The organism is Vibrio sp. 1F169 (assembly GCF_041439605.1).
In the GTDB taxonomy this organism is placed as follows: domain Bacteria; phylum Pseudomonadota; class Gammaproteobacteria; order Enterobacterales; family Vibrionaceae; genus Vibrio; species Vibrio tasmaniensis_A.
Genome location: NZ_JBGOOI010000032.1, coordinates 23446 through 35589 on the forward strand (window position 1 = coordinate 23446; position 12144 = coordinate 35589).

General features: G+C 45.7%; 13 protein-coding genes. All 13 read left to right on the forward strand.

The genetic code is table 11. The features are described from left to right. Window positions 1–7: 7 nt before the first annotated feature. Entirely contained in the window at window positions 8–787 is a 780-nt protein-coding gene (locus tag ACED53_RS13535) for a beta-ketoacyl synthase chain length factor (RefSeq protein ID WP_017099157.1), read from the forward strand. Further along, a complete protein-coding gene (locus ACED53_RS13540) occupies window positions 784–1554 on the forward strand; it encodes a 1-acyl-sn-glycerol-3-phosphate acyltransferase (RefSeq protein WP_012603417.1) in 771 nt (256 codons plus the stop codon). The genes ACED53_RS13535 and ACED53_RS13540 overlap by 4 nt, the downstream gene beginning before the upstream one ends. Window positions 1555–1660: 106 nt before the next feature. Further along, entirely contained in the window at window positions 1661–1921 is a 261-nt protein-coding gene (locus ACED53_RS13545; RefSeq protein ID WP_009848590.1) for a phosphopantetheine-binding protein, read from the forward strand. Window positions 1922–1931: 10 nt separating this feature from the next. Beyond that, the gene (locus tag ACED53_RS13550) at window positions 1932–2189 is read left to right on the forward strand and encodes an acyl carrier protein (protein ID WP_009848591.1); all 258 of its coding nucleotides are present in this window, start codon (window positions 1932–1934) and stop codon (window positions 2187–2189) included. Further along, complete coding sequence (locus ACED53_RS13555; RefSeq protein ID WP_017099638.1) at window positions 2189–2746, forward strand: septation protein IspZ; 558 nt, start codon at window positions 2189–2191, stop codon at window positions 2744–2746. The genes ACED53_RS13550 and ACED53_RS13555 overlap by 1 nt, the downstream gene beginning before the upstream one ends. 6 nt (window positions 2747–2752) lie before the next feature. After that, window positions 2753–4135: an AMP-binding protein gene (locus ACED53_RS13560; RefSeq protein WP_017099637.1), complete on the forward strand. Its 1383-nt coding sequence runs from the start codon at window positions 2753–2755 to the stop codon at window positions 4133–4135. An 87-nt stretch (window positions 4136–4222) separates the two neighbouring features. Further along, window positions 4223–4585 carry a 3-hydroxyacyl-ACP dehydratase gene (locus tag ACED53_RS13565; RefSeq protein ID WP_009848594.1) on the forward strand — a complete coding sequence of 121 codons (363 nt, stop codon included), beginning with the start codon at window positions 4223–4225 and terminating at the stop codon, window positions 4583–4585. Then, window positions 4578–6398 carry a glycosyltransferase gene (locus ACED53_RS13570; RefSeq protein ID WP_017099636.1) on the forward strand — a complete coding sequence of 607 codons (1821 nt, stop codon included), beginning with the start codon at window positions 4578–4580 and terminating at the stop codon, window positions 6396–6398. Before ACED53_RS13565 ends, ACED53_RS13570 begins: the two co-directional genes overlap by 8 nt. After that, complete coding sequence (gene hutH / locus ACED53_RS13575; RefSeq protein ID WP_017099153.1) at window positions 6376–7923, forward strand: histidine ammonia-lyase; 1548 nt, start codon at window positions 6376–6378, stop codon at window positions 7921–7923. Before ACED53_RS13570 ends, hutH begins: the two co-directional genes overlap by 23 nt. 39 nt (window positions 7924–7962) lie before the next feature. Then, window positions 7963–8493, forward strand: coding sequence for a thioesterase family protein (locus ACED53_RS13580; protein WP_012603411.1), 531 nt, complete (start codon window positions 7963–7965; stop codon window positions 8491–8493). Then, complete coding sequence (locus ACED53_RS13585) at window positions 8480–9178, forward strand: outer membrane lipoprotein carrier protein LolA (protein ID WP_102579884.1); 699 nt, start codon at window positions 8480–8482, stop codon at window positions 9176–9178. The genes ACED53_RS13580 and ACED53_RS13585 overlap by 14 nt, the downstream gene beginning before the upstream one ends. Next, window positions 9150–11522 carry an MMPL family transporter gene (locus ACED53_RS13590; RefSeq protein ID WP_017099634.1) on the forward strand — a complete coding sequence of 791 codons (2373 nt, stop codon included), beginning with the start codon at window positions 9150–9152 and terminating at the stop codon, window positions 11520–11522. The genes ACED53_RS13585 and ACED53_RS13590 overlap by 29 nt, the downstream gene beginning before the upstream one ends. Continuing rightward, window positions 11519–12142: a DUF3261 domain-containing protein gene (locus ACED53_RS13595; RefSeq protein ID WP_009848600.1), complete on the forward strand. Its 624-nt coding sequence runs from the start codon at window positions 11519–11521 to the stop codon at window positions 12140–12142. The genes ACED53_RS13590 and ACED53_RS13595 overlap by 4 nt, the downstream gene beginning before the upstream one ends. Window positions 12143–12144: the final 2 nt, after the last annotated feature.

Below are 12144 nucleotides of genomic sequence, written 5' to 3' on the forward strand. Positions count from 1 at the left end.
ATACTCTATGTCAAATCAATCCCAATTAATGTCGTTTAATATTGAAAAATGGTCAGCAAATTCGCCAGGCCTCTATTCCGTTGCCGAGTGGCAAACGTGGAGCACTCATTTAGATTGGCCACAAAATGGCTCAACCGAATTTAAAGCCATCCCTCCTATGATGCGCCGCCGAATGAGCCTGCAAAGCAAACTGGCCGTCCAAACCGCATTAACTCTATTAAAAGATACCTCGATTGATTATCTGGTTTTTGCCAGTCGGCATGGTGAGCTCCACCGAACAGCCACTTTAATTCAATCAATATTAGAAGGTGACGATGCCTCTCCAATGGCGTTTTCCCAATCGGTACACAACACCGCTGCAGGTCTAACAACGATTGCTGCAAAAGCACCGATTCCACTGACCTCTATCGCTGCTGGGCAAGATACCTTTCACAACGCCCTGATTGAAGCTTATCTTTACCTACATCAGTATCCGTCACATCGTGTACTCGTCATTGACTTCGACCAACCTCTGCCTGATGTATATCGAGAATACGAAAATCAGCACTATGCTGACTACGCTCTAGGTTTAGTAGTCACTGCAGGCAGTGACTACTCAGTTTCGAGAGCAGTAACAAGTAAACCAATCGCTAGCCCCCCCAAAGTTAGAGACAGCTCAGCCGCTGATTTACCACAAGGCCTACAAACGCTACAACATATCCTATTGGGAACACAGCATTGGACTATTGCTGGTAAGCACCAAAACTGGTCCTGGGTCAATAACGCCCAAGCAGGTGCACAGAAATGAGCAAAGTAGGCCAATGTTGGCGAGTATTCGCGACGGGGCTCTGCTTTACCATCTTTGGTTTGGGAGGCTTAGTCTTAAGCTTCTTAATCTTACCTTCGATCGCCCTAACGACTCGCAACGTCATAGAAAGAGAGCTCAAAGCACAACGATTAATCCGTTTCTCATTCAATGCATTCTGCCAAATAATGAAGTTCACAGGCGCGATTGATTACCAAATTGATGGCGCCGAACTGCTCCGCGAAGATCGCAACTGCATCATTGTCGCCAATCACCCTAGCTTGATTGACTATGTACTAATCGCCTCTCAACTTCCTCAATGTGATTGTCTTGTTAAAGCGGCAATATGGGAAAACCCGTTTATGAAGAGGATTGTCAAAGCAGCGGGATACATACCCAACCAAACCCCTGACGATCTTTTAGAACGCTGTGAAGAACGCTTTTCGCGTGGAAATGTATTGTTAGTTTTCCCTGAAGGAACTCGCACAACGCCAGGAATTGAACCATCCTTACAACGTGGTGCGGCACAAATTGCCACTCGAACACAAACCGATTTACGCGTGATTCATATTACAGTTTCTCCGACATTCTTAACAAAAGAGAAAAAATGGTATCAAGTTCCTGCCACTAAACCCTTTTTTCATATCGCAGTGAAAGGTAAAATAGACGTCGCACCCTTTATTGAGAATTCAAACAACTTAACTTCGGCAGCAAGGCGCCTCAATCAACACCTTGCACAGACTATTTTTCCTTCCGAAGAGAATATTTAGCTCATCAATAAAACAACTGGTGATATCAGCGTTTCGAAAATACATCACATAATGTAGAATCGCCCCCCTTGAAGTAGCATTTAGATAAAGTACTAAGTAGGCCTAAGTGGAAACATTACACAACGAACTAAAACAACTGATTATCGACGCACTGAATCTTGAAGATATGAGCATTGATGAAATTGAAACGGAAGCACCACTGTTTGGTGATGGACTTGGATTAGATTCTATCGATGCCCTTGAGCTCGGCCTTGCTATCAAGAAAAAGTACAACATTGTTATCGATGCCGACGATTCAAACACTCGCCAGCATTTTGCATCGGTTGAAAACCTAGCTAACTACATTTCATCTAAAACAAACAACTAGACAGATCTTTATGACACAAGCTAACCAACAAGAAGTATTCAACCAGGTTAAAGATGCGCTTATCGAGCTGTTTGAGCTTGATGCTGAAGATATCACTCCAGAAGCACACCTTTATCTCGACCTCGATCTCGACAGCATTGATGCCGTTGATTTGGTCGTTCACTTACAGAACGTTACAGGTAAGAAGATCAAGCCTGAAGAGTTCAAAGCAGTACGCACCGTTAATGACGTTGTCGAGTCTGTGGTTGAACTATTGAAGGACGCATAATGCGTCCTCTGCTGACTTTACTGTCGGCAATCATACTTTTCACTTATCCAATAGCGGTTTACTTTGGACTCAACAAGTTTGGCCTACAAACCGTTGGTATCGTCTTAGCCGCTATTTTTGCTGTCCGCATTTTCACCGGTGGTCAGGCTAAAATCAAAGAGCTAAAACACCTAGCTTGGATTAGCGGAAGTGCCGGAATTATTCTGCTGGCATTAGGGTTAACCTTCAAACAGCACGGCTGGCTAACTTATTACCCCGTCATCGTTAATGTTTGTATGCTGGTTGTGTTCGCCTCGAGCCTATGGCAACCGCAAACGATTATCGAGCGGCTTGCTCGCCTCCAAGAGCCAGAACTTCCACAAAGTGGCGTTGATTACACACGAACAGTCACCAAAGTTTGGTGTCTGTTCTTTGTTATCAATGGCTCTATCGCCCTTTACACCTGCTTCCAACCTCTTGAAATATGGACCCTATACAATGGCTTACTCAGCTATGTATTTGCGGGGTTGCTCTTTGCAGGAGAGTGGGTAGTAAGACAGCGCATTCGTCAGAGTTAAATTGTTATGACACAAACCATCTCTTACACTTCCTTGTCTGAACTTCTTAGTCAGAACAGATCGCCTGATTCTATTGTCTGCTTTGACGACAATAGCGAGATTTCGTGGCAAACATTTAACGACGACTTATCTCAACTCGTACAGCTTTTATCTTCATCCCCTTTTCAACGAGTTGCGATTTGCACCCAAGACAGCTACCTATTTTCAGTGGCCTTTTTAGCGTGCGCAGCCAGCAACAAACACATCATCTTGCCAGGTAACTATCAACCGTGTGCGCTTGCCGAGCTGAGTGAGCATTTTGACTGTCTGTTGGTCGATGATGCGATTGGTGCAGTGGAAATAAATGAAGTTCGCAATATCCAAACCTTATTAGACACCGAAATACGAGAACCTCTAACCGATAATCTTCCCGCCATTGAGTTAGTAGCAATCCAATTGACCCTGTTTACTTCAGGTTCAAGCGGTACGCCGAAGGCAATCCGTAAGACCTTAGAACACCTAGATATTGAAATCGCTCAGCTAGATAAAAATTGGGGCGCCTTGCTTAAAGACAACCAAGTCCACAGCACCGTCTCACACCAACATATCTATGGTCTGTTGTTTCGAATCTTATGGCCGCTTTGTTCTGGCGTTCCATTTTCTCGAAACAATCTCGAATACCCGGAACAGATCCTGTCTCACGCTAACAAGCAGAGCGTGCTGATCAGCAGCCCTGCGCTACTCAAACGATTAAAACACGAGACAAAGTCTACGCATCTAGCGGGGGTATTCTCTTCTGGTGGCCCTTTACCTACCGAGTCGGCTCATCAATCACGAGGTCTGCTTGGGCATTTACCTATCGAGGTGTTTGGCAGCACAGAAACCGGCGGCATCGCGTTTCGTCAGCAACAGAGCGTTCAAACACCTTGGCAGCTTTTTGACTGTATTAAGGCTAGTCTTAATAGTGAGAATTGCATTAAGTTATTGTCGCCGTACATCGACAAAAACAACTGGTATCAAACCGCCGATGAATGCGAAATGGTCTCAGAGAATCAATTCATATTGAAAGGCCGAACCGACCGAGTGATCAAGATAGAAGAAAAACGAGTATCACTGGTTGAAGTCGAAAAGCGACTTGAGCAACTGCCTTGGATAAGCGAGTGTGTGGTCATTCCCTTTGAAGAGCCTGAACGCTTAATTTTAGCATCGGTTTTGGTATTATCAGAGGAAGGCCAAGCGACTCTCGCAACCATGAGTAAAGGTAAATTCTGGTTAATGTTACGTTCAGAACTCAGAAAATGGTTAGAGCCAATCGCTATTCCAAGAAAGTATCGTGTTGTTGATGAGATCCCCCTCAACAGCCAAGGCAAGCGACTAACCTCTCACATAGAGCAGCTCGTCAAATCATAAAAATCACTGGTCGCATTTTATACTGAGATTATCTTTTATATTTTTGTCAGAAGACCCATTTTAGCCCAAGGATTCTAAGCACACGCTATGGATAAGAGAAAACCAAACGTCATTGCTGTTGACACTGTAGAGAAAGAATCGACCCTGACACTCCATGTTACCGGAGACATCACCGATTTTAAGGGGCACTTTAAGAGCTTCCCTATTCTTCCCGGTGTGACACAAATTGACTGGGCACTTCACTATGCTGTCCAAGAGTTAAATGTCCCTGGTTACTTTAAAGGTATGGAGGTCATCAAATTCCAAGAGCCTATCCTTCCTGACGCCACAATCCAGCTATCACTCAAATGGGATGCTGACAAAGACAAGCTGAGCTTCAGCTACACCTCAAACAGCGGTGAACAGACCCACTCTTCAGGAAAAATGAAGCTGGGAGAGAAAAGTGAATAGCGCTCCTGCTGAGGCTGCTTCTCAACACGTAACAAAAGAAAGCAACTACAAAGCTTGCTTCCTAATCCCGTGCTTTAACCACGGTGAAACCATGCCTGCAGTGGTGTCGTCACTCCATCATTTTGAGTTGACGATCATCATCGTTGACGATGGCAGTGAACTCACCACGAAACAGTTTCTGGCTCCCTTAGTAGAGAATTCAAACGTAGCCTTGGTTACGCTTGAGCAGAACCAAGGCAAAGGCGGTGCCGTAAAGGCTGGCATCAAGCGAGCACAGGAGCTCGGCTTTAGTCATGCCATTCAGATTGATGCTGACGGTCAACATGACCTAGACGCCCTACCCGCATTAATCGAAGCGTCACAAGCTAAGCCCCAGCGCCTGATCTCAGGTCAGCCTGTCTATGACGATAGCGTACCGAAGGCAAGGCTCTACGGGCGCTACGCGACACATATTTGGGTGTGGATAGAAACTCTATCTCTCTCGATTAAAGACAGCATGTGTGGCTTTAGAGCGTATCCAATCGATAAGGCACAAACAGTACTGAATAAATACGATGTCGGTTCGAGAATGGACTTCGATATCGAGATTCTGGTTCGCTTATACTGGGAAGGCTGCGACATTGACTTCATTGAGACGCGAGTCATCTACCCTGAAAATGGTGTCTCTCATTTCGATGCGCTGTGGGACAACGTAAAAATCAGTTGGATGCATACTCGACTGTTCTTCGGCATGCTGCCAAGAGCCCCTAAGCTGATTGCTCGTCACTTCAAATCAGATTCTGAAGATCACCTAACAAGTTCTACACAATTTTCAGAAAGCAATCAGGCGCAGCAGGCACCAAATAGCACTGAACAGCCTCATTGGTCCAGAACTCAAGAGCGCGGCACAGTACTCGGTATCAAACTGTTGTTAGCTGTTTACTCACTATTAGGCCGAGGTGTATTCAACCTAATTTTGCGCGGTGTAATGCGTTACTACCATTTGACAGGAAAGCGCGCGCGAAACGCTTCTGAGCAATACCTATTCCAGCTTAAGACATACGCAGAGCAACAGAATATTGATTTACCCGCTGAATTAACCAGTTATAACCACCTGCTTTCGTTTGGTCACACCATGCTAGACAAATTAGCCGCATGGAAAGGTGATTTTTCAGTCGATAACCTGACCATTCATGGTCAAGAGCAATTCGAAAGTATGGTGGAAAACCAGCAAGGTGTGCTAATCCTGGGGTCTCACCTTGGTAATATCGAGTTGTGCCGCGCTTTGGGACGTCGACACTCACACATCAAAATCAATGCGCTGGTCTTCACGGAACACGCCGAACGCTTTAATTCGGTGATGAAAGCGGTAAACCCACAGTCTGATTTAAACCTGATTCAGGTGACATCGATGGGCCCTGATACCGCCATCTTGTTGCAACAAAAATTGGAGCAAGGTGAATGGATTGTGATCGTTGGCGATAGAACCTCCACCAGCAAAGAGAGTCGCTCAGTATGGGCAGAGTTCTTGGGTAAAGAAGCTCCCTTCCCTCAAGGGCCATTTATGTTAGCCTCTGTTCTCAAAGCGCCAGTATTCTTATTGTTTGGCCTACGAGATGACTCACAAACCAAACCGCATTTTAATGTCTATTTTGAGCATTTCAGCGACAAGATAGAGCTACCAAGGAAGACTCGCGAACAATCTTTACAGCAAGTCGTGCAGAAATACGCAGACCGACTTCAGCACTACACACTGAAAGCACCGCTTCAGTGGTACAACTTTTTTAACTTTTGGACATTGAGCAAGCACCATGACGAAAACAAATCCAAATAGCATCACCTTTGGTGCCGAACGCCTCACGATTGAGGATGTTGTCGCTATTTCACAAGGCGCAAAAGCCTCGATGAACTCAAGCAATGAGTTCACATCAAAGATCGACCGCGGTGTCGCTTTTTTAGAACGCCTATTGAAAGAAGAAGGGGTGATCTATGGTGTGACAACGGGCTACGGTGACTCATGTACCGTTGCAATTCCGCCAAACCTTGTTGATGAATTACCACTGCATCTAACGCGCTTTCATGGCTGTGGTTTAGGCGAAATACTGTCTCACGAACAATCTCGTGCAGTATTAGCGACACGTCTTTGTTCATTGTCACAAGGTGTCTCTGGTGTGACTCACGATTTGCTCAACCAGATCGTCACTCTGATCAACCAAGATATCTCGCCGCGCATTCCTCAAGAAGGATCGGTTGGTGCCAGTGGTGATTTAACGCCGCTGTCTTATCTGGCAGCTGCACTGATTGGTGAGCGCGATGTCATCTACAAAGGTGAAGTTCGCCCTACTAGTGACGTTTACAAAGAGCTAGGGATTAACCCTATCAAGCTTAAGCCAAAAGAAGGCTTGGCATTGATGAATGGCACGTCAGTAATGACGGCTTTGGCTTGTATCGCCTACAAACGTGCAGAATACCTAGCTCAGCTATCGACTAAGATCACCGCAATGGTGTCTGTAGGTATGCAAGGCAACGATTTCCATTTCGATGAAGCGCTGTTTGCAGTTAAGCCTCATCCGGGTCAACAGCAAGTTGCTGCATGGCTACGTGATGACTTACAAGCGGATCGTCCGCCACGCAACAGTGATCGCCTACAAGATCGTTACTCACTGCGTTGTGCTCCACATGTGATTGGTGTGGTTCAAGACTCTCTGCCTTGGCTACGCCAAATGATTGAGAACGAGCTCAACAGCGCTAACGATAACCCAATTATCGATGGCGACAATGAGCGCGTACTGCACGGTGGACACTTCTACGGTGGCCACATCGCAATGGCAATGGATACGCTAAAAACAGCAGTAGCCAACCTTGCAGATCTACTTGATCGCCAAATGGCGCAGTTGATGGATTACAAGTTCAACAACGGCTTACCATTTAACCTAACGGGTGCTGAAGGCGAACGTAAACCAATCAACCACGGTTTCAAAGCGGTACAGATTGGCGTTTCAGCTTGGACAGCAGAAGCATTGAAACACACCATGCCAGCAAGCGTGTTCTCTCGTTCAACCGAGTGTCACAACCAAGACAAAGTCAGCATGGGCACCATTGCGGCTCGTGACTGCTTACGCGTTCTTGAACTGACTGAACAAGTAGCGGCAGCATCACTTCTGGCGGGGACACAAGCGCTTGAGCTTCGTAAACGCCATAATGAGCTTGATGAGCACCACATGAGTGAAAACCTAAAGCACATTCGCGACGAAGTGCTTAAAGAGTTTGAATTTATCGTAGAAGATCGACCACTTGAAGGCGATCTACGCCACTTCATTGCTCGTATTCAAAGTCAACACTGGTCACTTTACTCCTAGAGTAGCTAACCCTTTACGCAATATTGTTGAGAGCGATTTATGTCTGAAATCCTTCATCCATTAAAATCAGAGGTTACTTTAGTAACCTCATTCCAAGATGCCGACCCAATGGGCGTGATCTACCATGGCAACTACTTCCGATTTTTTGAAGAAGTTAGGCGCATCATGATGGATAAGATTGAGTACAACTACCATGAGATGAAGGATTCGGGCTACATGTGGCCGATCATCGACACGCGCGTAAAGTACATCAAAGCAATACCGTTTAATCATCAGATCACGGTATCCGCTAAGTTAACTGAATGGGAAAACCGCTTGCGTGTTGACTACGAAATTCACGATGCCAACACCGGTGCTCGTATGACACGCGCTCACACCATGCAGGTTGCAGTAACCATTGAAGAGCAAGAGATGTGTTTTGCTTCGCCGAAAGTGTTTACCGATAAAATCGAACACTGGCATCAATTTGGCTGCTTACCCCAATCAACTGAGCAGCAATCAAACGATCACCAATCAGAGCAACCGCAAGTACCTAACACACAGCAGCAGGTGAAACATGAGTCTGTTTAAACACGGGCGTAAGCAAATCAGTATCGCACTGCTAGGGCTTGCTTCAATGATGGCGAGCCACTTTGCTGGCGCTAGCGAGAACACGAATGCTGTCGGCTCTATTACAGAACTACAAACCGTGTTAAGCGAAAATAGTATCGTTCGTGGTGAGTTTACTCAAACACGTAACATGGAAATGTTCGCCCAACCTCTAACATCACAAGGTACTTTCCTGTTAGACAAGTCGAATGGTTTGCTTTGGACACAAGCGACCCCCTTTCCTGTGAGCTTGGTGCTAACCGATAACAAACTGAGCCAAAGATTTGCCGAACAACCCGCTAAGATCATTACCGATACAGAAAACCCAATGGCATTTTATTTCAGCCATATATTCCTGTCGGTGTTTCACGGGGACACGCAAAAACTTCAAGAGCAATTCTCACTGTCATTTGAACCAGCGACTGAGAAAAATTCTGATGAAAGTGCAAACTCAAGTTCAGAAGACACACGATGGACACTCACTCTAAAGCCAAAGAATGCGCCAATGAACGCGGTGTTTGAAGCCATCACACTGCAAGGAAAAGGTGACATTGAACGTATCGAACTTAGAGAAGTTCGTGGGGACAGCACTGTGATCGAATTTAGCCAGTTAAGCCATCTACCGGAAGTATTATCAGATGCTGAAGCGCAACAATTCCAATTCTAGCCTAGCCCTTGCTTGGCTTGTTGTCGTAATACTGTTTAGCGGATTGTTGATCAAACAATTCGCTTTTTCTTCGTCGGTACCCATTGAAAGCAACATCATGAAATTGCTGCCAGAAAACCAGCAAGATCCCATGGTAGAGCAAGCCTTTCAGCAAATATCCAGCTCGATGAGCGAGCAAGTGGTGTTTATCATAAGTGCCTCCGACGTCGAACAAGCCATGACAGCGACTGACGCTTTTGAAAAAGCCCTCAACCAAAGATCTTTCTCAAATCAGCCAACTCTGTTTAAGCAAGTTCAAGGCAAGATCAACGCCAGCACGCAAAGCCAATGGAGCGATTTCTATTTTCGTCACCGAGCTCAACTTCTAACTCAACAACAAAAAGAGACGCTGACACACTCGCCGGATTCGCGAGCTCAATATGTCATTCAGTCTTTGTACAATCCGTTCTCAGGCGTCACCGCAGCAGAGCTATCTCTCGACCCATTCTTGTTATTTCGCGACTACATCAGTGCTGTTAGCGTTCAATCAAGTAACTTTGTTGTGAAAGAGGGCTACCTCACCGCTCAATCTAATGAGCAAACTCATATTTTGGTGACGGCGACTCTGGCAGGCTCACCTTATAGCTTGTCGATTCAAGAGCAACTTCCCGCTCTTGGTTCAATTGAGCGCGAGATCGAAAAGCAGTTTGGTGTCAAAGTGCAGCATACCGGTGTGGTGTTCTACGCCAATTACGGTACCGAAAGCGCGAAATCAGAAATCAGTACCATTGGTTTAGGCTCATTGGCAGGTGTGATTTTATTGGTGTGGCTGACGTTTCGTAGTGCCCTACCTCTTGCCTTGTCTTTGCTTTCAATCAGTACCGGATTATTGGTCGCACTGGCAAGCACCGTCGCTATCTTCGGTAAAGTTCACCTGTTTAGTTTGGTGTTCGGTGCCAGCTTAATTGGCGTATCCATCGATTACTCCTTTCACTACCTGACTGACCGCTTAGCAGCTGGGAGTAAATGGCAAAGTGAAAAAGGCTTGAAGCACATTCTCGTTGCGATAACCTTGGGTCTGATCACCAGCTTGATTGGCTACCTAGGTCTGTTGGTGGCACCTTTCCCTGGCTTGCAGCAACTTGCTCTGTTCTCGTCAATTGGACTTATTGCCGCTTACGCCAGCGTGGTGTGTTGGTACCCCGTTTTAGCGGCAAAACCAAGCCAAGAACGCCGTCTTCCCTTGTCGAAGCTTTGGCATACTTGGTTAAGCCTCTGGAACAACCAAAAGTTTAGAATTGGCTTACCATTAATAGTGACTGTCGTTAGTTTGATATCACTCAGTCAAATTCGCTACGATGACGATATTCGACAACTTCAGGCGATGCCAGAGCAACTCAAACAGCAAGAGCAAGCCATTACTGAGATATCAGAATTAGGCAGTGGTCAAAATATGCTGCTGGTGACTGCCAACAGCGATCAAAAACTGCTAAAAAAACTGGCTGAGATCACTACGAGCTTAGATTCTTTGGTCGATAGCCAAGGTATCTCAGGATATCGCAGCATCAATCAGCAATTGTTAAGTAAACAAGACCAGCATGATAACTATCAATTGGTTGAGCAACTCTATGACCAGCAAAGCCATATCTTACAGAACACACTTGGTTGGCCTAGCTTTCCAAAATTACCTAAGTTCGAAGCAATCACGGTATCTGGATTTTTAGAATCACCAGTGTCAGAACCTGTTCGACCACTTTGGTTAAAGCCGATAGACGGACAAGCAGCGTCAGTCATTTTGATCAAAGACGTCACAAATTCAGAACTGTTCTCTCAATGGCTTGATTCAAGCTTTGCTCAGCAGCAAGGTGTTAAATACCTCAATAAAGCCGATGAAATCTCTGCTCTCTTTGCGGAATATAGAGTCAAGATCACCGAGCTATTATTGATAGCTTTGGCCGCTATTGGGATGGTGTTAGGTTGGCGCTACGGTGTGAAGCAAAGCCTATTAATGCTGTTGCCTTCATTAATTGCCGGAGTCGCTGGTTTAGCGGTCACGGGCATTTTAGGCTCGACACTGAATCTGTTTAACCTGCTTGGACTGATTCTAATTTTAGGGATTGGTATCGACTATACCCTGTTCTTTGCTGAGCAGAAGAAATCACTAAGCACCTTATTGGCGATTACTTTGTCAGGCCTCACGACGTTACTCTCGTTTGGCTTATTATCGTTGAGTCAAACTCATGCCATTCATAGTTTCGGTGTTACCGTCCTAACTGGTATTTTCGTCGCGTGGTTGCTTTCGCCACTTGCAATCAACAACCAACAAGCAGCGGAAAAATCAAACTCTCGAGAGGCTTTTAGATGAACAAAACAATCAAGATAGCGCTCGTCGTTGGATTGGGCTTACTACTCAGCGCTTGTTCGATGGTGTCTCAACAGCCTACAGGCGCAAGTGTCGCAATCGATAAAGACACAGAGCTCGCCTTGCCGCTGCCTGCTGAACTGGGATACTCATTTACGGCGAGCCAGCTGATCAGCGCTACGTGGGAAAATGATACGCAGCAACTACCGGTTCAAGTCGAAGTCACATCAGACAAAGTCGTGTTGGCGGGTTTCTCCTCTTGGGGTACTCGCATTCTATCGCTGCAATACCAAAACCAAACGATTGATACTCAAGTTCTATCTGGTCTTGGCGCAACCCTGCCGCAACCCGAGCAAGTACTATTTAATTTAATGCTAACTCTATGGCCAGTTGAAGCATGGGCTCAACCTTTACAAGACATCGGTTGGTATTTGGTCGATACAGAAAACAGCCGCACCGTCTTTGATGAAAACCAACAGCCAATCATTGAAATTGATTACCAAGCAGAGCCCGGAGCACATAAAACGGCAGGCAATATTGTTTTCAAGCATTTGATTCAAGGCTACACCATCACCATTCAAACGTTGAACTCAACGATTGTCGACAACCCAAGTAAGAGCTAAAC

What these genes read in the sequence shown, in the direction of transcription:
- ACED53_RS13535 (WP_017099157.1), top strand. Translation starts at nt 8, where the DNA reads ATGTCAAATCAATCCCAATTAATGTCGTTTAATATTGAAAAATGGTCA.
- ACED53_RS13540 (WP_012603417.1), top strand. Translation starts at nt 784, where the DNA reads ATGAGCAAAGTAGGCCAATGTTGGCGAGTATTCGCGACGGGGCTCTGC.
- ACED53_RS13550 (WP_009848591.1), top strand. Translation starts at nt 1,932, where the DNA reads ATGACACAAGCTAACCAACAAGAAGTATTCAACCAGGTTAAAGATGCG.
- ACED53_RS13555 (WP_017099638.1), top strand. Translation starts at nt 2,189, where the DNA reads ATGCGTCCTCTGCTGACTTTACTGTCGGCAATCATACTTTTCACTTAT.
- ACED53_RS13560 (WP_017099637.1), top strand. Translation starts at nt 2,753, where the DNA reads ATGACACAAACCATCTCTTACACTTCCTTGTCTGAACTTCTTAGTCAG.
- ACED53_RS13565 (WP_009848594.1), top strand. Translation starts at nt 4,223, where the DNA reads ATGGATAAGAGAAAACCAAACGTCATTGCTGTTGACACTGTAGAGAAA.
- hutH (WP_017099153.1), top strand. Translation starts at nt 6,376, where the DNA reads ATGACGAAAACAAATCCAAATAGCATCACCTTTGGTGCCGAACGCCTC.
- ACED53_RS13580 (WP_012603411.1), top strand. Translation starts at nt 7,963, where the DNA reads ATGTCTGAAATCCTTCATCCATTAAAATCAGAGGTTACTTTAGTAACC.
- ACED53_RS13585 (WP_102579884.1), top strand. Translation starts at nt 8,480, where the DNA reads ATGAGTCTGTTTAAACACGGGCGTAAGCAAATCAGTATCGCACTGCTA.
- ACED53_RS13590 (WP_017099634.1), top strand. Translation starts at nt 9,150, where the DNA reads ATGCTGAAGCGCAACAATTCCAATTCTAGCCTAGCCCTTGCTTGGCTT.
- ACED53_RS13595 (WP_009848600.1), top strand. Translation starts at nt 11,519, where the DNA reads ATGAACAAAACAATCAAGATAGCGCTCGTCGTTGGATTGGGCTTACTA.